Genomic DNA, 22599 nt, shown 5'->3' with positions numbered 1-22599 from the left:
ACTCCCTATATAGAAAAAAAAGGCAATTACGCCCTTTTCCCCTCATCAATTCACTCTATTCTTTCTATATAGGATATAGCTTCTTCCAACATAATTCAACGGAACACTCCAGACGTGAACAAGCCTAGTAAACGGCCACATTGCAAAAATAAGGAATCCAGACAAAATATGTAGCTGGAACGCTACGGGAACAACTGACATCAAATTTGCTTCTGGACGGAAAATAAGCAATGAACGGAACCAAACGGAAATCGAATCGCGATAATCAAAGTCAGGTTGCGCTGCACTTGTCGCGACCACACTATAAATCCCTAGAAATACTATTAGTAATAGAAGTGTATTGACGACCAAATCAGAAGCCGATGATAGTTTCCTAACATTTTTCAACAAAAAGCGACGTGATGTCAAAATCAACATCCCTGCAAGTGTCACAAATCCAAAGAATCCACCAACCCAAATCGCTCCTGTATGATACAAATGATCACTAATGCCAAGCGCACGTGTCCATTCCTTAGGAACACCGAGTCCCACAACATGGCCTGCGATGACAGGCATAATGCCTATATGAAATAACACACTACCAATCATTAATTGCTTTTTCTCGATAAATTCACTTGATTTTGCTGTCCAACCAAACTTATCGTTTCGATATCTGAAAATATGTCCTACAATAAATACCACCATACAAACATAAGGGAAAATGACCCACAAAAACTGATTAGTCATTGGCTGGTTCCTCCTGACGGATACAAGACTTAAATGTTTCCCTCATTCCCTTAATCAAATGGAAGTAAGGGCTATTATGTTTCTCAAGTGCTTTCATCAAGTTATATGTTCCATCTTCCATGACTGCAAGAAGCATGGAAAAACTTTGCGCTGCCCTCGGATCACCCACCCACTCTGCCGCGTAAATAAACTCACACATTAACGGTAAGAAGTCGGATAATTCACCTTCCGGCATATTCAAACCAAACATTTCGTATAGCACTTTCAGCTTCGCCAACATTTGGCCACGTTCTTTGGCATCTGCATACTTGACATATGTCATGAACAATGTTGATTCTTTCTGAAAATCAAATGTATACGTGTACATCTCTTGGATTTCATCTAGGCTATATTCATGCATTAAATCCCAAAATAATTTTATTTCGGCATAAGCCGGGTCGGAAGAGTCAAATGACTCCTCCAATACCGACGGATGAAATGTAAGTTTTTCAGGGTAGGATAGCTGATTGGCGAAGAAGCCAAAAACATGCTTTACTTCGTACAATTTCTCTAAATCAATCACGCCAAATCCCCCCGTAGAAGTTCTCTTCATAAATTTCTTTACCCGTCTTCGTTGGTACTGCTGGACTACAACCATCACAGTCTCCATTTTCGCCCATACCTGTGTAGCTAAACTGGTTTTGCGTTGCATCCATACCATAATCGCCCGCCATTTCTGTATAACCAGCCGACCCTTGTGAGCGATACATATTCATATGTCCTTCTTTATGTGCTGTTGGAATAACAAAACGATCTTCGTATTTTGCAATCGCCAGTAAACGGTACATTTGTTTTGTTTGATGGGCTGTGAGTCCAACACGTTCTAGACGAGATTCATCAAATTCCTTACCCGATGATACTGCACGCATATAAGAACGCATCATCGCCATCCGTTGCAACCCTTGCTTCACTGTTTCTGCATCTCCGGCCGTCAACATATTGGCAAGATATTGAATCGGAATCCGCATTTCATCGATTGCCGGGAAAATCATATCAGGGTTTTTGATAGAATCTTTCCCTTCAAAGTAGTTCATAATCGGGCTAAGTGGCGGTACATACCAAACCATCGGCAACGTTCTGTACTCCGGATGAAGTGGGAATGCTAGCTTATACTCAATCGCCAATTTATAGACAGGTGAGTTTTGTGCAGCTTCAATCCACTCTTCCGATATGCCATCTTTCCTTGCCTGTTCCATCACTGCCGGGTCATTAGGATCAAGGAATAAATCACATTGGGCTTTGTATAAATCTTTCTCATTAGGTGTTGAAGCTGCTTCAAGTACGCGGTCAGCGTCATAGAGAAGTACACCCAAATAACGGATACGTCCCGTACATGTTTCAGAACAAACTGTTGGCAGTCCTGACTCAATACGCGGGAAACAGAATGTGCATTTTTCTGCTTTATTTGTTTTCCAGTTGAAGTACACTTTCTTGTACGGACAGCCCGTCATACAATAGCGCCAACCTCGGCACGACTCTTGGTCAACAAGAACGATGCCATCCTCATCACGTTTGTAAATTGCTCCCGAAGGGCATGATGCCACACAGCTCGGATTTAAACAGTGTTCGCAAAGACGTGGCAAGTACATCATAAATGCTTGCTCGAAGTTGAATTTGATATCCTCTTCAATTTTTTGGATATTCGGGTCAGTAGGTCCTGTAATATGCGCGCCGGCTAACTGATCTTCCCAGTTTGGTCCCCATTCAAGATCCATGTATTCACCAGTAACAACCGATTTCGCACGTGCGACAGGCGTATGCTTACTATCGCCAGCCATCGTTAATTTTTCATAATCATATGTCCAAGGCTCGTAGTAATCCTTCATTTCCGGCATATCTGGGTTGTAGAAAATTTTCCCGAGAGCAATCTTTGACAACTTAGAGCCTGATTTTAGCTCCAACTTGCCATTTTTCAGTTGCCAACCGCCTTTATAAAGTTCTTGGTCTTCCCAACGTTTTGGATAGCCGATTCCTGGCTTCGTCTCTACGTTGTTAAACCACATATACTCCGCGCCTTCGCGGTTTGTCCAGGTCGTTTTACACGTGACACTACATGTATGACAACCAATACATTTGTCTAGATTCATGACCATTGCAACTTGTGCTTTAATCTTCAAGCCAGTTTACCTCCTTCATCTTGCGGACTGCGACGTAAACATCCCGCTGATTTCCGATTGGTCCGTAATAGTTAAATCCATAGCTAAGTTGTGCGTACCCACCGACCATTTGTGTTGGTTTCATATGGATGCGCGTCGGAGCATTATGACTACCGCCGCGTTCTTCTGTAATTTCAGAACCCGGTACTTGAATATGCTTATCCTGCGCGTGGTACATGAACATCGTACCTTTTGGCATTCTATGACTAACAACTGCCCGTGCTGTTACAACTCCGTTTCGGTTGTAAACTTCCAACCACTGGTTATCGTCAATATCATGCTCTTCTGCATCTTCGTTAGAAATCCACACTGTCGGCCCTCCACGGAATAGCGTTAACATATGCTGATTATCTTGATAGGTCGAGTGAATATTCCATTTACCATGTGGCGTCAAATAGCGTAGAACTAGGGAATCCTGTCCACCGACAATTTGCTTATCACGCGGTCCAAATACCATTGGCGGTAATGTCGGTTTATAGACCGGCAATGCTTCACCAAAGTCTAGGAATAGCTCGTGGTCAATATAGAAATGCTGTCTTCCCGTCAACGTTCTGAACGGAACGAGTCGCTCGATATTCGTTGTAAATGGTGAGTAACGACGACCCATTTTATTAGATCCACTAAACACTGGCGTCGGAATTACTTCCCGAGGCTGTGCCGTAATACTGGCAAACGTAAAGCGTTCTGCTGCTCTATCTGCCGAGATATCTTTTAACTCAACGCCCGAATCTTGTTCGGCTGCTTCGTATGCCTTTTGCGATACCCGACCATTTGTTGCAGATGATAATGTCAGCATTGCTTCAGCAGCATGTTTAGCCGTATGCAGTTTCGGCAATCCGTTTTTGATGGTTTCATCAAAATAAGTACCATTGATGCCTTTCATCATTTCGTATTCTTCTGCAACAGAGAAGCTCACACCATGCGCACCGACTTTTCCAGTTGATAATAAAGGGCCGAGTGTGACGTATTTATCGTAAACTTTTGTATAATCGCGTTCGACAATCGTCATACCGGGCATCGTTTTCCCTGGAATCGCTTCAACTTCGCCTTTTTTCCAGTCCTTCACTTCGCCATAAGGTTGAGCAATTTCCTGAATAGAATCATGCGCCAGCGGAGTTGTGACAAGATCCTTGTAAACGCCTGGCAGATGAACTTTCGCCATTTCCGAGAACGTCTGCGCAATTGAACGGTAAATATCCCAGTCCGAGCGTGATTCCCATAGTGGGTCGACTGCCGGATTAAATGGATGGACAAATGGATGCATATCCGTCGATGAAATATCCGTCTTTTCATACCATGTTGCGGCAGGAAGAACGATGTCCGCATACAATGGTGTCGCCGTCATCCGGAAGTCCAGTGCGACAAGAAGATCGAGTTTGCCTTCTACTTCTTCACGCCAAACCATTTCCTCTGGTTTCACTTCTTCATTCGGAGAGGCTAGCAAGCCATCTGATGCTCCGAAAAGGTGTTTCATGAAGTATTCCTGTCCTTTTGCAGAACTCGAAACCAAATTTGAACGCCAAATAAATAATGAGCGTGGGAAGTTTTCTGGTGCATCAGGATCTTCCACAGCAAACTGCAATTTGCCTGACTTCAATTGTTCAACCGTGTGACCGACAATCTCTTGTGTTGTTGTTTTCCCTAATGCCGCTGCTTCTTCAGCGAATAGTAAACTGTTCTTATTAAACTGCGGATAGGATGGTAGCCATCCAAGTCTTGCAGCCAAGACATTATAGTCCGCTGGATGCTCATAACGTGCTTTTCCAGCAGTTGGCGACATTAGCACCTCTGCGCCAGCTTCCTCATACTTCCACTGATCCGTTGCATAGTAGAAGAATGATGTTGCATTTTGTAGGCGTGGTGGTGCTTGCCAGTCCCTTGCAAAGGCAATCGTGCTCCACCCTTCAATCGGACGACATTTTTCCTGTCCAACATAATGTGCCCAGCCGCCGCCATTCACGCCTTGGGAGCCCGTCAATGTCACAAGGTTTAAGATTGATCTGTAAATCGTGTCACTATTAAACCAGTGATTAATACCAGCGCCCATAATAATCATGGAACGACCGCCCGTATCAAGAGAGTTCTGGGCAAATTCGCGTGCGATTTGTGTCACAAGTTCTGGTTTTACATTAGTGATTTTTTGCTGCCAAGCAGGTGTATAAATGGAGTTAACATCATCATAGCCAGTCGCTTCTAACTCACTACCGATACGACGAACGCCATATTGACTGAGCATTAAATCGTAAACTGTTGCGACAAGTCTTTCTGTGCCATCTGCAAATGTTACTTTTTTCGTAGGAATCGGGCGTTTAAATGTACCATTCGCGATATTATCAAAGTATGGGAACACCATTTCAGTCCACTCAGCGTCATGTTCTGCAACAGATAGCGCAGGTTCTACACGCGAGCCGTCTGCGTTATCGAGAATTAGATTCCATTTCGTATCCTCTTCCCAACGCTGACCCATTGTGCCGTTTGGAACGATGATTTCATTTGTTGTTTCATCGAAAATGACTGGCTTCCATTCTGCATGCTCAGATGTGCTACCCAGATCACTTGCCCGTAAGAAACGACCTGCTTTGTATGAACCTTCATGCTCATCCAGCATGATTAAGAACGGCATATCCGTATATTGTTTCGCATAGTTCAAGAACATCGGTTCTTTTCGTTTTTCATAAAACTCATCCAAAATAACATGCGTCATTGCTTGTGCAACGGCTGCATCCGTACCAGGATTCGCGGCAATCCAATCATCCGCATGTGTAACACTTTCCGCGTAATCCGGTGCGACGGAGACTACTTTTGTTCCTTTGTAGCGTACTTCTGTCATGAAGTGAGCATCTGGCGTTCGTGTTAATGGAACGTTCGATCCCCACATAATAATGTAGCCCGCATTAAACCAGTCACTCGATTCAGGAACGTCTGTCTGCTCACCCCAAATTTGTGGAGAAGCTGGCGGTAAATCCGCGTACCAGTCATAGAAACTAAGCATTTCTCCCCCAAGAAGTGAGATAAAGCGAGCACCTGAGGCATAACTAACCATCGACATCGCCGGAATGGGTGTAAATCCTGCGATACGGTCTGGGCCATATTTTTGAATTGTATAAATGAGCTGCGCTGAAATAAGCATCGTCGCATCTCGCCAATTGACACGGACGTGTCCGCCTTTTCCGCGAGCCTTTTTGTATTCATTCGCTTTTTCAGGATCTTCCACAATACTCGCCCATGCTTTCACGGGATCATTATGTTCTGAAAGCGATTGACTCCACATGCGCCACAATTTCCCACGTATATAAGGGTATTTCACGCGAAGTGGGCTGTATTCATACCAAGAAAATGAAGCACCACGAGGGCAACCACGCGGCTCAAATTCAGGCATATCAGGTCCACATGAAGGGTAATCAATCTGCTGATTTTCCCAAGTGATAATGCCGTTTTTAACAAAAACCTTCCAACTACATGACCCCGTACAGTTTACACCATGTGTTGTTCGAACTACTTTGTCATGTGACCAACGTTGACGGTACATATTTTCCCAATCACGGCTTTTTTCTTCTAAAATGGACCAATTCCCTGAGTAACGTTCAACAGGCTTGAAGTATCGTAGTCCACTTTCCAGTACACTTTTTTTCTTCATCGAGAAAACTCACTCCTTTTCAGAATAATGAACCAATGAGGGATTTCATCACTATGTCCATTCATATACCCTAAATTCTAAAGAGTATTCTACCCACTTCCTATTAGGGAATATCCTATATCGCATAGCGAGTTCCCTCATTCGACAAAAAAACCACCAAGTGGTGGTTTTTTGTCAATTCATTAGATTGCTGCACGCACTCGGTCAAATAAAACATTATTTTCAAGATGGACATGTTCAAATGTATCTTTTTCGAGCTGTGCAAGGCGCGCGTAAACAACACGGTAAGTACCGCAAGCTTCTTCTGGTGGTGTGTAGTTGTTGGTTAGATCACGAATTTCAAACAATAATTCACCTGCGTGTTCGTGCTCTGCTTCCAATTCCATGACATGCGGTTTTACTTGTTCTTTTAGTTCAGGCGTTGGGTTATCCAAAAATTCAAGAATGACTGGAAATACATTTTTATCTTCGTCAGCTGTGTGCTCTAAAAGCTCTGCACGTAATTCCTTATAGATTTCTTGAATACGGATTAGATGGGGATGTTTTTCTCCATGGACTTTAACGACTCGCGTTATATAAGGCGCTAGCTGTGGTAGCTCTTCTCGTAGGCCCGCATGATACTTTTCTTGAATATAAGAGACGAGCGTTCTGTTACCGAATGTAGTCGGGTGCGTGCTGGCAACTTGCTCTCGTTTCTCTTCTATTTTTTGGACACTCTGCAAAACTTCTTCCGGACTAAGATTACGTTCTTCCGCGGCATCTTTCAGCGGAATTTTCCCACCGCAGCAAAAATCGATACGCAGACTTCTAAATAAATCGGCGCTTTGAGGAATTGCCGTGACGATATCACAAACTTGTGTTTCAAGTGTAAGTTGACTCATATTTGTTTTCCTCCCCTAATCAATTTAGCGAGAACCATTCTCACTGTTAAGCATACGTACATACTGTCATTGTTCCTACTAGGGATTGCCCTAGTTATCAATAATGACGGTTTGCATGACGAACTAACTGTGTGAATGTTTTTCTACTTACAGCATAGTCGATAGCTATATCGAAAAATGTGATGTATATCACATTCCAACTACTGTCATAAATTTTTCACAATTTAAAAGAGGTGAAAAAATTTTTGATCGTGTCCAAACGATGAGTCTAAGATCCCGAAATGACAATAACTCTGCCCAATTGATCGATAACCGTGCGGAAATGATCGATAAGTTCTCCCAATTGATCGATATCCTCCGGCAATTGATCGATAAGTTTCCAATGGCGTTTGTCCGGGAATGGAAAGTGAACTTCCCGCGATATATAAAAATAGAGCTGTCCCGAAAGTTAGTGCAAACTAACTTTTGGGACAGCTCTTTAAGATTATAGATCATCAAAACCATTCAAATCACTAGTTTTCACATACTGCCTTGAAGTCTGCTCAAAGAAGTCTGTTTTCGTATCATCAAAGCTGTCGACGTAAGCACGAATCCATTTCATCGGATTATCGGTGAATTCTGGATAGATTTCACTAAGTCCTAGCATACGCAGCATTTTATTGGCACGATATTTCACGTAGCCTTCCATTTCAGTCAGGTCAATACCATCTATATCAGCTAACACATAACGACTCCATGCAACTTCTTGCTCAACAGAGTGCTTGAATTGGTCGTAAATCCATTCAGTAAATACATCGGTATTCAGTTCTGGATTTTCTGCAAGTGCTGCACGGAAAACGTCGCTAATTGCTTTTCCGTGCTGGAGCTCATCGCGATTTATATAAGAAATCATTGTCGATGTACCAACCATTTTTTGGTTGCGTGCTAGGTTGTAGAAAAATGCGAAGCCGCTATAAAAGAATAGACCTTCCAGCAATGTCGTATAGACCATCGCTTTCAATGCTGACTCAATTGTCGGATTCTCGGCAAATTCATTATAAACATCGACAATTCTTTCGTTACGACGCATCAGTACTTCATCCGTACGTCCCATTTCGAATGCCGCCATCTGCTTATCTAACGTTGTCACAGAGGACAAAACGTAAGCGTACGAATGATTATGCTCGCTTTCCTGATCAGCAATGGTTGCCATCAGTGATTTCACAGAAGGATCGGTTGTATACTGGGCAATTTTCGCCGCAATATCTGTTTGCGGACCATCAAGCGTTGCTAGCAAGCCAATAATTTTTAGAAATGCATCTTGTTCTGGCTTCGTTAGTGACGAGAATTGCTTAACGTCCTGCGTCATGTCTACCTCGTTGGCGGTCCAGAACAGCGAACGAATCCGTTGTCGTAATGTATAGAAATGTGGATGTGCTAGATCGTTCCAGTTAAGAATTCCGCTCGCTTTACCACCAAATATAGCGGTTGATTTATTTGGATTTGCGGGTTCTAATACCTTTACTCGTGTAAGTTTTTCCAATGCTTGATGACCCCTTTCGACCATTCGATGACTGTTGATTGTTGCACGCCACGTGGGCTTTGTTCAATTTTTAAAGGCTCATAGCTAGACCCGTAAAATCGTGCCAACTTCACGGCGGCATGGCAGAACAACTCGTCGCCGCCAAATTGTGTATCTCCCGTTCCGAAAACGTAGACATTGTCCGGTTTATAACCAACGTCTGCGACGAAATCCTTCACTTCATCAGGCGTTGCACCTTTATCCCATGTAAATGAACCGATAATTAGCGCATCGAAATGGCGGGGGTTCGGCATGACACCCCCACCAATTCGATACGTTGTTACTTTGATATTTTCGTTGACCAATACTTCCTCAATCATGTCAGCAACTTCTTGGGTATTTCCGCTCCAAGAAGCGTAAGCAATTAGGAATGACACCATTCACACTCTTCAATATCCGTTGCAGTTGAACGCGTGTAATACGTCGTCTTCATGCCCGACTTCCAAGCTTGCACATGAAGCTCAAGCAGCACTGAAGCACGAATCGAATTCGGTACATACAAGTTGAAAGAAATCGCTTGGTCAATATGACGCTGTCTTGCCGCGTTCTGTTTAATCGACCAACGCTGATCGACGATATAAGCAGAACGACGGTAGACATCATAGGTGTTGTGATTGAGATCAGGCGCGACTACTGGCAATTTATAGTCTTTCTTTTCTTCATGATAAAAAGGCTTGAAGATTGGATCGATGGATGCCGTTGACCCCGCAATCACAGATGTAGAGCTATTTGGTGCAACCGCCATTAAATAGCCATTACGCACACCATTTGTCGCCACGTCAATGCGCAGTTCACGCCATTCCTTCGAATCATAACCCTTGTTTTCGAAATAAAACCCGGATTGCCAATCAGAGCCTTCAAATAATGGATAAGCCCCTTTTTCCTTCGCCAGTTCCGCAGAAGCTTTGATTGTTAAAAAGGCGATTTTTTCATATAATTTATCAGCATAATCCACTGCTTCATTGGATTCCCATTGAATGTTTTGTAGCGCCAGCAGATGATGCCAGCCGAATGTTCCAAGGCCGATTCCACGATAACGAGAATTCGTCCGTTGTGCCTGGACAACTGGGATTTTATTCAGATCGATGACGTTATCTAGCATACGTACTTGGATTGTAATAAGTCTTTCCAAAACGCTTGCTGGAACAGCACGACCCAAGTTGATGGATGAAAGGTTACAAACGACGAAATCGCCAGGCTTTGAACGCGTAACAACGATATCGTCTTCCAATGTAACTGATTCAAATTTTGTTGCGCTCATATTTTGCATGATTTCCGAACAAAGATTTGATGAATAAATCATTCCCTCATGCTTGTTCGCATTGGCACGATTGACTTCATCGCGATAGAACATGAAAGGCACGCCTGTTTCGAGTTGGCTACGCATAATGCGTTTCATTAGGTCGATAGCTGGAACCGTTTCTCTGCTCAAAGTAGGATGGTTGACACATTCCTCATATTTCTCACGGAAAGAACCTGTCCCTTTTGTTTCATCATAAAAATCCTCAAGGGAGTAGCCCATGATTGTACGAACTTCATGTGGGTCGAATAGATTCCACTCACCACGCGCTTCCACTTGTTCCATATAAATGTCCGGTAGGCAAACACCTGTGAAAATATCATGCGCACGCAGACGGTCGTCTCCATTATTCAGCTTCAGGTCAAGGAATGTGAAGATGTCTTTATGCCAAACATCCAAGTAAACCGCAATTGCCCCTTGGCGTTGGCCAAGCTGATCAACACTAACTGCCGTATTATTCAGCTGTTTAATCCACGGAAGAACACCGCTCGATGCACCTTTAAACCCACGAATCGATGCGCCACGACTGCGCACTTTCCCCATGTAAACGCCGATGCCGCCACCATATTTCGACAAGTTCGCTACGTCCGTATTACTGTCGTAAATGCCCTGCAAAGAATCATCGACCGTGTCGATAAAGCAGCTCGAAAGCTGGCCATGCGGTTTCCCTGCATTCGACAACGTTGGCGTCGCCACTGTCATGTACAAATTACTCATTGCCCAGTACGATTCCCCTACTTTGTCCAGGCGATTTACAGTCTCATCTTGCATCAGCGTCATCGCAATGACCAGCCAACGCTCCTGCGGAAGTTCAACTGATTTTTTGTTGTAATCAACCGCAACATAGCGGTCCATCAATGTTTTCAATCCGATATATGTAAATAGCTTGTCCCGTTCAGGTTCAATCAATTGACCAAGATGCTCAAGATCTTCGCGTGAATATTTTTCTGTTAATACTGGTGTGTATAACCCTTGCTCAACAAGGCGAGAAACATTGTCAGCGAAATCTGTATAGACCTTCGCACCGCGTTGTTGCTCCTGGCGAGCGTAAACATCATGGAGGTGAATACGTGCTGCAACAAACGTCCAATAAGTCGACGCTTCATCCAAATTACTCAATGATTCTAATGTCATCGCTTTCGCCCATTCAGACTCAGAACCCTCCGGATATTTCTGCTGCCACCGTTCACTTGCAATGACAAGTGCTTCTACTTGCGCTACTCCAAATTCACTTTGTAATGCGTCCAAAACATGATCCATGTTCGTTTTTGCGATTTGAATTGTCATACGAACCATCTCCTTCTATTAATATTACGTATCGTATCGTTTAAATTCTTAGTTGTTTTTCATATCAAATACGCTTTGGCGTATTTGTGTCCAGATCTTTATCGAGCTTGCTCGATAAATTCCACTAAAAGATCTGTGACATCCGCCGGAGGCTTTCATTTTAGTCAGCCGGGGTTGAACCTAGGCTGACTAAAATGAAAAGGCGACAGGTCCACCTTGTCGGTAGAGCTTATCGCCCATGGGTTGAGTGCTGGAAACGGAATCAGACGCATACAAATAAAAAGCATCCTTTTCGCCTCCACCTCTCAACCCCCGAAGAAAGTGTCGCTTAACGATGAGTGGCAGGTCTACTGGCTCACGCTTCGTCCTTCCTGCCTTGGCCTTCCCATAGAATTCTCCACAGTGGCTTATTTGGCGGTCGTCGGCGTTTACAGTTGCGGGGACAGCTCCATGATGACGGATTCCCTTTTAAACCGGTGTCGGTACCATTTCCTCGTTCAATACTATATGTAGTGCCTTGTTTTCTTTATATACCCTAACATGTTGTGGTTCACACGTAAATAGGTAGAAAGTTTTCCCAATCGATAAACAAGTGCTTATCCACATATCCACAGATAACTTTTCCACATTAGCAAAACCGCCATCATCGGCATTACTGTAAAAAAGAAAAAGTTATTCACAAAATGTTAAAATCGAAAAAATTTTCTAGTCAATATTCTGTTGACAGCCCATCACCTTTTTGCTACATTCAAATACAATATCTATGATGAAGAGAGTAGCTTTCATTTCTTTTTCAGCAAACTGGGGACGATGAGAGCCCGGTAAAGAATGTTTGTGAACCGCACTTCGAAGATGCTTGTGTAGCCGGTGTCTCGCCGTTATGAGAAAGTGGCCCTTTACGGGCAATTTGAGTGGTACCGCGGAAGTTAAGCTTTCGTCTCATTAATTTGAGGCGAGGGCTTTTTTTGTTCAATTAAATAGAGGGAGTGTTAGCGATGAAAAAAGATATCTTGCAAGTGCTACAACAATTTAGTCCGATTCCACTAAACGAAAGTATGCTTGAACGGCCTACCCATACACATCTAGGCGATTTAGCTCTACCTTGTTTCCCGTTTGCCAAGGAACTTAGAAAATCACCTGTTAGCATTGCCGAAGAACTAGCAAAAGCAATCCATCATCCACTCATCTCAAAAGCACAAGCTGTGGGTGGATATGTGAATATCTTTGTGAATCGTTCTGTCATTACCGACTCTTTACTACAAACAATCCACACGCAATCAACAGCGTACGGTTCCAACAATGATGGCAATGGCGGAATCGTGACGATTGATTTGTCTTCCCCTAATATTGCCAAGCCGTTCTCTATGGGACATCTGCGTTCTACTGTCATCGGTAATTCGATTGCTTTATTGCTCGAAAAAAATGGCTTCAAGCCAGTGAAAATTAATTATATCGGGGATTGGGGAACGCAGTTCGGTAAATTACTGACAGCGTATCGAAAATGGGGCAGTGAGCAAGCAGTCCAACAAGCACCAATTCAAACGCTATTGAAACTATACATCCGTTTCCATAAAGAGGCAGAGCTAGACGATTCGCTGAATGATGAAGGTAGAGCTGCTTTCAAAGCGCTAGAAGACGGCGATACGGAAGCACTTGCCTTATGGAAATGGTTTAAATCGGAATCATTGAAAGAGTTTCAACGCATTTATGATTTGCTGGGGATTACCTTCGATTCGTATAACGGGGAGGCTTACTATAACGACAAAATGGAGCCCGTCGTCAACGAGTTAGCTAACAAAGGATTGTTGGCGGAGTCGGATGGTGCGTTAGTCGTCGAGCTTGGCGAAGACATACCGCCTTGTTTGATTAAAAAATCAGATGGTGCGACATTATATGCTACTCGTGATTTGAGCGCTGCTATTGATAGAAAAACAACGTATAATTTTGTAAAATCCCTATACATCGTGGGTAATGAACAAAGTCTACACTTCACACAAGTGAAACAGGTGCTCAGCAAACTGGGCTACGACTGGGCAGATACAATCGAGCATATCCCTTTCGGACTGATTTTGCAGGATGGCAAGAAGATGTCCACACGCAAAGGCAAAATCGTGTTATTGGAAGAAGTGCTAAACGATGCTATCAAACTTGCACACAAAAATATTGAAGAGAAAAACCCTAATTTATCGAATAAAAAAGAGATCGCTCAAGCCATTGGTGTTGGCGCTATCCTATTCAGTGATCTAAAGCAGCATCGAAAACATGATATCGAGTTCGATCTGGCGACCATGCTCCAAACAGAGGGTGAAACTGGTCCTTATGTCCAATATGCATGCGCACGGGCTTATGCAGTGCTCAGAAAAGCTGGAGAAGCAACTGCTTTTACAGTGGGCGAAGTCAATGATTTTGAATGGGAGATCGTGAAAACACTCGAGCAGTTCCCACAAGTCGTCAAACGAGCTGCAGACCATGTGGATCCTTCCTTCATCGCAAAATATGCAGTTGATCTTGCACAAGCCTTCAACTCCTTTTATGGCAATGTCCAAGTGTTGTCAGACGCCGATCACCTACCTTATCGAATCTCGCTAATCAGCTGTACGGCCACTGTCTTGAAAGAGGCTTTGCGATTATTAGGAATGGTAGCACCTGAGGAGATGTGACTTTTACGCTAGAAATTTACTCCAGACACATTGGCATATCATCTAGAATGAATAACGAATCAAATTAGATGACCGAAAAAAAGCATAGCTAGAAATGACGAAGTCGTTTCTAGCTATGCTTGCACCTTTGTATTGATGTCGTGAATATTTCGCCGAAAGCAAGATGAATATGGTTTAGAGAAGAAGGTGGTTTTCAAGCCTTCGCTTACTTATGCATTAAGCAAGTAAATGGTTAATCGGCAGGCATTCCTATCTTCATCTCTCGCCTTTCTTGAAATGATACAATAACAACTCTATTTATTCATAATCCGCCACTGCTTCTTTCAAACGATACAGTTCGGTTTTTAATGTGACTACTGTCTCACTGTAACTCGGATCACTATAAACATTATTCATTTCATATGGATCTTTCTCTAAATCAAATAATTCCCACTCCGGTGTCCTTGATTCATCAACCGCATCCGATGCGCCCAACGCTTCACCATAATAATAAATAAGTTTATATCTTGTTGTGCGTACTCCGTAATGTGCACCGACCTTATGTTCACTACTCAAATGTTCCCAGTATCGATAATACATTGATGTTTGCCAATCATCCGGAGTGTTTCCTTCCATAACTGGACGTAAGCTCGTCCCTTGCATTTCTTCCGGCACTTCAATTCCCGCATAATCGAGGAAGGTTTCTGCAAAATCCACATTAAGCGCAAAATCTTTTGTGACAGTTCCAGGTTGAATTGCTCGTGGGTAGCGCACAATAAATGGCATTCTAAGTGATTCTTCGTACATAAACCGCTTGTCAAACCAACCATGATCCCCTAAGAAGAAACCTTGGTCAGATGTATAAATGACCATTGTGTTTTCAGTCAATCCTTCTTCATCTAGATAATCAAGTATTCTCCCAACATTATCATCAATAGAAGCAATCACACGCAAATAATCTTTAATATAACGCTGATACTTCCAACTTTTCAACTCTTGATCAGATAGATGCTCGGGTGGTGTAACTTTAAAATCTCTTTCAGTCAGATCTCGATCAATTCTCATTTTTGCTTCTTTTGCGGCTTCCGAACGATTTGAATAATCATCATTAAATGTTTCCGGCTCCGGAATATGAACATCCTCGTACATATGTGCATGCTTCTTATCGGGATCCCATGGGCGATGTGGCGCTTTATGATGGCACATCAACATGAACGGCTTATCTTTATGTCTACCTTTCATCCAATCTAACGAAAGATCCGTGAGAATATCTGTTACATATCCTTCGTACACTTTCTTTTCGCCCATTTCGTAAAGCTGGGGATCATGATACACCCCCTGACCCGGAAGCACGTTCCAGTAATCAAAACCAGTCGGATTATGAATCCCTCCGTGACCTAGATGCCATTTTCCAATGAGTGCAGTTTGGTAACCATCGTCCTGCAAGATCTTTTGAACTGTTTGTTGCCTACTATCAAATTTATCACCTAGTGTTTTAACGCCATTCATATGATTATAGCGACCTGTCAAAATTGCAGCACGACTCGGTGCACAAATTGAGTTTGTGCAAAAAGCATTATCAAAACGTATACCTTCATCGGCAATACGATCAAGATTAGGCGTCTCATTAATTTTACTGCCATAACAACTCATCGCATGCGCTGCATGATCATCACTCATAATAAAAATAATATTAGGTTTCGTCTGTTTTTGTTCCAATTTACCCCATCTCCTATTCTCTTCAAATAGTAACATTGCAATCCTCGATTTTAATCATTCTACTAAAAGGCACCCCAAAAATGACAACCAACATAATGAATCGCTGTCTTATTATTTCCCCCCATTAATTCTTTTTTGTAAATCCTCTAACCAACAACTTACCATAGGTCGAATATCAAAAAACAGTTTTTCGTCAGTTTATACAAATAATTCTAACTTTTGAGAGCGTTACTGATTACTAGAGTACACAAAAAGCCTTGATGACAAACGTATTTGATGATGTGCTAGTAAAACCCATCGAAATAGATGCTTTCTATACAACAAAAACAGCGAGTCTTTCCTCAACTAAATAGAGGAAAAACTCGCTTCACTTGCAATTTTAATTGTGGAGCTTTTCAGACGGTCGATCTTCCCAACACTCAGCACCTGTAAGACCCGGTACCGTGCTTGCTTTAAATGTTGGATTCAACCCTTTTTTACGTTGAATCGTGAAATCATCCAGCACTTTAAATGCGACTTTACCAAGTAATAGAATGACAATCAAGTTCAAAATCGCCATCATCCCCATGAATAAATCCGCCATGCTCCAAACAACGCTAACTTTTGCCATTGCACCGAACATCACCATACCAAGTACAGCAACACGGTAAACCGTCATCCATGATTTATTCGCATTGATAAATTCGATATTGGTTTCACCATAATAGTAATTTCCTATAATCGAACTAAACGCGAAAAACATAATGGCAACTGCGATGAAATACGGAGCCCATGCCCCTACGTGCACAGCCATCGACGCTTGCGTCAAAATGATTCCATCCTTCGCTCCAGTACCGTAAAGGTCGGCCAACAGAATAATAAATGCAGTAGCTGAACAAATAATGATTGTATCGAAAAAGACACCAAGACTTTGAACAAGTCCCTGCTTCGCTGGATGAGAGATATTTGCAGTAGCTGCCGCGTTCGGCACACTCCCCATCCCTGCCTCATTCGAAAACAGCCCTCGTCGAATTCCTTGCATCATAGCTGCACCGATACCGCCGCCGACCATTTCCTGAATGCCGAAAGCATGCTCAACGATCAATTTGAACATTGCCGGTACGTCCGTAATGTTCGCGATCACGATGTAAGCCGCAACAAGTATGTAGAGAATCGCCATAACAGGAACAATCATCTGCGTAACTTTGACAATCCTTTTCACGCCGCCAAAAATGATCACTGCCGTTAGTAGAACCAATCCGGTACCAATTAGCCATTCAGGAATACCAAAAACATCCGTGAACGATTGGCTAATCGTATTCGACTGTACCGCATTAAAAATAAAGCCGAAGCAGAACGTCAAAAGAATCGCAAACACAATCCCAAGTTTCCGAAGTCCAAGTGCCTTTTGCATATAATACGCGGGCCCACCTCGAAAAGTATCGCCGTCCTTCACTTTGTACACCTGTGCAAGCGTACTTTCTACGAATGCTGTCGCCATCCCAATAATTGCGATAACCCACATCCAAAATACCGCTCCAGGCCCCCCGACGCCAATTGCCAACGCGACGCCGGTAATATTGCCCGTCCCTACCCGAGATGCCGCACTAATTGTAAACGCCTGAAACGGAGAAACACCATCGTTACTCTCTTTTTTCTCAACGACCAAACGGAACATCTCGCCAAACAACCGTACTTGGACGAATTTCGTACGAACCGAAAAGTAAGTACCAATTGCCAAAAGAGCACCAATCAGTATATATGTCCAAATAAAATCGTTCGCCGGACCAACCAACCACTCTAATACTTCCATGATAAAAGACCCCCTCATTACTATTTTCCACACATTCACTTACTGTTTTTCTTGCATAAAACTTAGAATACCATAGGATATCCTCTGAATACGCAAAAAACGTGAATGTCGAAACATTCACGTTTTTCATCAATAATAGGATAATGAACCATCAATAATTATGGATAGTAAATTCCTGAACCTGGTCCTAAATCGAGACCGAATAACATCCAGATAACAAGTGTCAACGTCCAGAATAATAAGAAGAACATACTATATGGGAACATGACGGAAATAAGTGTTCCGATCCCCATTTTCTTATCGTACTTCTGTGCAAATGCGATAATAATCGCAAAATACGTCATGAGCGGTGAAATGATATTTGTCGAAGAATCGGCAATGCGGTACGCCATTTGTGTTAACTCAGGCGAATAACCCAGCTGCATCATAATCGGGACAAATACCGGAGCCATCATCGCCCATTTAGCAGACGCACTTCCAATGAACAAGTTGATGAATGCCGAAATCAGGATGAACGTCAGAATAAGCGGAATTCCCGTCAAGTTAATGCTATTAAGGAATTGAGCCCCGTAAACGCCAATCATAAGACCCATATTGGACTCTGTGAAAAAGGATACGAATTGGCCCGCTGTAAATGACAGGACTATGAACATACCCATCGCCGCCATCGTTGCAGACATCATCGCCGCAACATCTCGGTCACTCTTAATCACTTTCGTCACTTTACCGTAAACCAGTCCTGGAATGAAGAACAAGATCGCGATAATCGGTACCAACGAACTCATGAACGGAGAGCGGATAATCGGCATCTCGCCTTCTACCCCACGCAGTGGCGCACCTTCAGGAAGAATAAGCAATGCAAATAGGATACTTGCAACAACAATTGAAATCGTCGCCCAAACAAGACCTTTTTTCTCTATCGCCGTAAGTTTTTCCATTTTCTCACGGAATTCGCCTGTGTATGTACCAAGACGTGGTTCAACAATTTTCTCTGTCACCCACGCTCCAACGAATGTCAATACAAAGACAGAAGCCGCAATGAAGAAGTAGTTCATGGCGATATTCATATTTGCCGCATAGGCCGGATCTATGATCTGTGCCGCAGAAATCGTCAGTTCACCAAGCAATGCATCTGTCCCTGAGAGAAACAAATTCGCACTAAATCCTCCAGAAACCCCAGCAAATGCTGCAGCAAGACCCGCCAACGGATGACGCCCGATTGCCGCGAAAATAACTGCTCCAAGCGGCGGTAATACAACGTATCCCGCATCTGAAGCAACGCTTGACATAACACCAGCAAACACAAGTCCTGCAGTAATCAATCGTTTAGGTACAGACATAACAAAACCACGTAACACTGCACTAATGAAACCGGAACCTTCTGCAAGACCGATCCCAAGCATTGTTAACAGAACCACACCAAGAGGTGCGAATCCAACGAAGTTAGCCGTCATTTTTGTAAATATGTATTCGATGCCTTCCCCGCTAAGCAGGTTTTTAACCTCTATCATTTCCCCCGGCTTACCAGGATGTTCGACCGTTAACCCAAATGACGAAACAATCCAGGATAGAACGAGAACGAGCAATGCCAATCCCGCGAACAACGTTACCGGATGCGGAAGTCTATTCCCTGTTTTCTCCACCATATCTAAGAACTTTTGGAATAAACCCTTTCTTTTCGTGTCCATAAGAAACCCCTTCCAAACTGTTAATCACTTAAGAAGTATTCAGAAAAAAAACACTGATTTCTTGAGTAGTCAACAGTATATAATATATTACACTTTACTTAAATAGCAAAACAAATAAATCAAATATGAAGAATATTGGGCCACAATAAAATACTTCACCAAGCAAACTTCCAACTTATTTTCACTACCTTCAAACTCGGTAACAAAAGTTATTCGCTTTATTTAAATAGTATGGTTTTATAGTATTAGTACAATTGATTCGGAAGCCTTTCAACTAGTAACATCCGAATAATACGGAAATGTCCGTGAACTTATGCCCATTACCGATAGTACGTCGGAATCAATCGCCAACACTTTACCCCTACGATATTCACTAAGTTTAATATCTTTTAGTAGCTAGGTACCTCAAAATAATTCAATCCATACCGATATTAATAGTAATTACTTTGCGAGTATAAAATCGACTAGACTATTATAGGGATGAGGTAGAAGATGAAACGTAAATCACTAAGTACAAAAATGTCTTTAATTCTAGTTAGCATTATGCTGTGCCTGTTTGTGGCAGTTTCTATTTTATTCACATTTAGCACCCTTAAAACTGTTCAGGATTCTGTTAGAAGTCAGGCAGTGACAACAGTCGATCACTTAGCAAGCCAAATCGATGGTGATCAGTACAAACAATTTTTGGAACAGCCAACTGAAAGTGACACCTATTGGGATTTGCGCAATCAGCTCGTCAATTTATTGGATAGCACTGGAGTCCTTTATGTGTACGCATTGAAAGCAGATACAAACGCTGTAGAGATCATGATAGATGGCTATCCAAAAGATGCAAAGGGTGCGGCAACCATTGGACAGCCAACTACAGGGACTACATATGACGACGTTAGCCCTGTTTTCGCTGGCGAGTCCGTCAGCACAAAGGTAATTGATGATCCAGAATTCGGGAAGTATTTATCCGCCTTTGCGCCAATTAAAGATAGTACGGGAGCAATCATAGGGATTTTGGCGGTCGACATTTCTGCCGAGGATGTCGCGGGGATTCAAAACAACCTACTAAAAACTACCATACCCCTCATAGGACTCGTTTTTCTGATCGTCATTATAATTTTATCGGCTATATTTTACATTTACACACGAAAAACGTTAGCTCCTCTTGGCGTTGTCAGCGAGGCACTCGAGGATTTTGCCGAAGGAAAATGGACAATCTCCTCCGAAAAAGTAAATCGTATTCAATTTCGTTCGGACAATGAAATCTCAGCATTGGCTAAGTCATTTTTAACCTCACATGCACAACTTAGTACAGTCATCAATGAGATGACTAGTCATTCCAATCAGGTCTTGCGCTCATCTACCCAACTTTTTGAGACTATCGAGGCAACAATGACAGCCAATCAAATGATCAACACAAGCATGGTGGAATTAGCCGAAGGCAGTGCACAATCGTTACAAAACAGCGAGGAATCCGTCATTGCTTTGGAAGAAATGTCAATTGGTATTCAAAAAATTGCCGACTCCGGGAATGATATGTCAAATTTCTCCAACGACGTTACTACTTTCATTCGAAAAGGGTATGAAGATTCAAAACGAGCCGTTGAACAAATTCAAGATGTACAACAGATGGTCTACCAAACAGGAGAAAAGGTGGATGAACTGAGTGGCCAATCCAAACAAATTCAAGAAATCACACAGGTTATGACAGGCATTGCCGAGCAAACAAACTTACTTGCTTTAAACGCCGCGATTGAAGCCGCACGCGCTGGTGAATCCGGCAAAGGGTTTGCCGTCGTTGCTGATGAAGTGAGGCGATTGGCTGAACAATCAAGGCAATCTGCTGAAGAAATCAGAGCACTCATCAACAATTTTGAACAAGTTACAGATGAGTTCAGCAATGTGATGGTTGCGACTTCTACAAAAGTAGCCGATGGAACAGAGGCTGTACAAGGTATTGGTACAATGCTGGAGCATGTTGTGACAACCATTAGCAGGATCAATGACGACATTCAAGATACTTCTGCAATTACGGAAGAATTGTCAGCAGGCTCAGAGGAAATTCTCGCAGCAGTTGAAACAATAAAAGGATTTGTCAGTAATACAGCTAGTCAAACTCTTGAGGTGGCGGGCTCCACAGAAGACCAGACAAAAGCGATGGGCACATTAGAAGTGATGAGTGGAGATCTTCAAAAAGTAGCACATTCATTAAATGCATTAATTGATCGGTTTGAATAATGATGATTGCTAAAAACATGACTTGCCTACTAAGGAAGGTGAGTCATGTTTTTTCCCTTGGTAACGCTTCAGTGACTTCCACCTTGAAATCCAAACTTTCAACTGGGTACAATGCAAGTAACATAAAAAATACAATATAGAAGGGATGTCTGTAATGAAAATCACACCCATCGGCATTTGGGGCGGTTATCCGAAGGCCAATAGTGCTACGTCATCTTTTTTAATTGAACACGAGGGATTTCATTGCTTAATGGATTGTGGTAGTGGTGTTCTTTCCTCATTGCAAAACTATTTGCCTTTAGAAAAATTAGACGCGGTCGTCATCAGCCATTATCACGCAGATCACATTGCGGATATCGGTAGCTTGCAATTTAGCCGGATCATTAATTTCTATCTCGGCAAACCAGCGCCTGCTTTGCCGATTTACGGACATGATCAGGATCAAGAGAATTTTGACAAGCTATCATACAAGGAGCAAACGGTTGGCGTTGCTATTTCGGAAGATGATGTTGTTCAAATTGGGCCATTCGAAGTGTCGTTCTGCCAGACAATTCATCCCGTCCACTGTCTTGCCATGAGGTTCAGTGTTGGCGATCAATCGATGGTGCTAACTGCCGATACGGAATGGCGAGATGAGCTCGTCGATTTCTCACGAGGAACAGATTTGTTAATCAGCGAGGCGAATTTGTATGAAGAGCATGTTGGCAAAGCGCCAGGGCATATGGGCGGCAGTGAAGCGGGGAAATTAGCAAGATTAGCAGGCGCCAAAAGGCTTGTCCTGACCCATTTGCCATTGCACGGAGATATTGAAGAGATTCATGGGGCTGCTCGCCAGAACTATGATGGTCCTACTGAAATTGCCGAAGTTGGAAAGGCATACGAAATTTTATAGTAAGCTATGCGCAAAAGGACTGTCCGATTATTCCCGGACAGTCCTCTTTCATA

Annotated in this window: 14 protein-coding genes and 1 riboswitch; of the genes, 3 read left to right on the top strand and 11 right to left on the bottom strand. The window is 42.8% G+C overall.

Features of this window, described 5'->3' with window-relative positions; translation table 11 throughout:
- Positions 1 to 45: 45 nt before the first annotated feature.
- The 8 genes from narI to R2B72_RS03495 all read right to left on the bottom strand — a co-directional run bounded on the left by narI (position 46) and on the right by R2B72_RS03495 (position 11587).
- Positions 46 to 726 (bottom strand): respiratory nitrate reductase subunit gamma, encoded by a 681-nt coding sequence (narI, locus tag R2B72_RS03530; protein WP_318614856.1) that lies wholly within the window; start codon positions 724 to 726, stop codon positions 46 to 48.
- Positions 719 to 1288, bottom strand: a complete 570-nt coding sequence (narJ, locus tag R2B72_RS03525) for a nitrate reductase molybdenum cofactor assembly chaperone (RefSeq protein ID WP_318614855.1) — start codon at positions 1286 to 1288, stop codon at positions 719 to 721. Before narJ ends, narI begins: the two co-directional genes overlap by 8 nt.
- Complete coding sequence (gene narH / locus R2B72_RS03520) at positions 1281 to 2882, bottom strand: nitrate reductase subunit beta (protein ID WP_318614854.1); 1602 nt, start codon at positions 2880 to 2882, stop codon at positions 1281 to 1283. Before narH ends, narJ begins: the two co-directional genes overlap by 8 nt.
- Positions 2872 to 6558, bottom strand: a complete 3687-nt coding sequence (locus R2B72_RS03515) for a nitrate reductase subunit alpha (RefSeq protein WP_318614853.1) — start codon at positions 6556 to 6558, stop codon at positions 2872 to 2874. The genes narH and R2B72_RS03515 overlap by 11 nt, the downstream gene beginning before the upstream one ends.
- A 182-nt stretch (positions 6559 to 6740) precedes the next feature.
- Entirely contained in the window at positions 6741 to 7439 is a 699-nt protein-coding gene (gene ric / locus R2B72_RS03510) for an iron-sulfur cluster repair di-iron protein (RefSeq protein WP_318614852.1), read from the bottom strand.
- Positions 7440 to 7923: 484 nt separating this feature from the next.
- Positions 7924 to 8985: a ribonucleotide-diphosphate reductase subunit beta gene (locus tag R2B72_RS03505; protein ID WP_412177787.1), complete on the bottom strand. Its 1062-nt coding sequence runs from the start codon at positions 8983 to 8985 to the stop codon at positions 7924 to 7926.
- Positions 8940 to 9380: a flavodoxin gene (locus R2B72_RS03500; protein WP_318614850.1), complete on the bottom strand. Its 441-nt coding sequence runs from the start codon at positions 9378 to 9380 to the stop codon at positions 8940 to 8942. The genes R2B72_RS03505 and R2B72_RS03500 overlap by 46 nt, the downstream gene beginning before the upstream one ends.
- Entirely contained in the window at positions 9365 to 11587 is a 2223-nt protein-coding gene (locus R2B72_RS03495; RefSeq protein ID WP_318614849.1) for a ribonucleoside-diphosphate reductase subunit alpha, read from the bottom strand. The genes R2B72_RS03500 and R2B72_RS03495 overlap by 16 nt, the downstream gene beginning before the upstream one ends.
- 322 nt (positions 11588 to 11909) lie before the next feature.
- A riboswitch (cobalamin riboswitch) is annotated at positions 11910 to 12092 on the bottom strand.
- A 490-nt stretch (positions 12093 to 12582) separates the two neighbouring features.
- Between R2B72_RS03495 and argS the strand changes: the two genes are divergently transcribed.
- Positions 12583 to 14247 (top strand): arginine--tRNA ligase, encoded by a 1665-nt coding sequence (argS, locus tag R2B72_RS03490; protein ID WP_318614848.1) that lies wholly within the window; start codon positions 12583 to 12585, stop codon positions 14245 to 14247.
- Positions 14248 to 14544: 297 nt separating this feature from the next.
- On the opposite strand, the gene R2B72_RS03485 is transcribed toward argS, so the two are convergent.
- From R2B72_RS03485 to R2B72_RS03475, 3 genes are all read right to left on the bottom strand, one after another.
- Positions 14545 to 15945 (bottom strand): sulfatase, encoded by a 1401-nt coding sequence (locus R2B72_RS03485; RefSeq protein ID WP_318614847.1) that lies wholly within the window; start codon positions 15943 to 15945, stop codon positions 14545 to 14547.
- Positions 15946 to 16324: 379 nt separating this feature from the next.
- The gene (locus R2B72_RS03480) at positions 16325 to 17737 is read right to left on the bottom strand and encodes an alanine/glycine:cation symporter family protein (RefSeq protein ID WP_318614845.1); all 1413 of its coding nucleotides are present in this window, start codon (positions 17735 to 17737) and stop codon (positions 16325 to 16327) included.
- A 158-nt stretch (positions 17738 to 17895) separates the two neighbouring features.
- Complete coding sequence (locus R2B72_RS03475) at positions 17896 to 19425, bottom strand: AbgT family transporter (protein WP_318614844.1); 1530 nt, start codon at positions 19423 to 19425, stop codon at positions 17896 to 17898.
- Positions 19426 to 19917: 492 nt separating this feature from the next.
- On the opposite strand from R2B72_RS03475, the gene R2B72_RS03470 reads away from it, so the two are divergent.
- Positions 19918 to 21654 carry a methyl-accepting chemotaxis protein gene (locus R2B72_RS03470; protein WP_318614842.1) on the top strand — a complete coding sequence of 579 codons (1737 nt, stop codon included), beginning with the start codon at positions 19918 to 19920 and terminating at the stop codon, positions 21652 to 21654.
- A gap of 154 nt (positions 21655 to 21808) precedes the next feature.
- Positions 21809 to 22546 carry an MBL fold metallo-hydrolase gene (locus tag R2B72_RS03465; RefSeq protein ID WP_318614840.1) on the top strand — a complete coding sequence of 246 codons (738 nt, stop codon included), beginning with the start codon at positions 21809 to 21811 and terminating at the stop codon, positions 22544 to 22546.
- Positions 22547 to 22599: the final 53 nt, after the last annotated feature.

Source organism: Sporosarcina sp. YIM B06819 (assembly GCF_033485175.1).
Taxonomy (GTDB): Bacteria; Bacillota; Bacilli; order Bacillales_A; family Planococcaceae; genus Sporosarcina.
The sequence above is the reverse complement of the archived record's forward strand: the minus strand, read 5'-3'. Positions and strand labels throughout refer to the sequence as shown.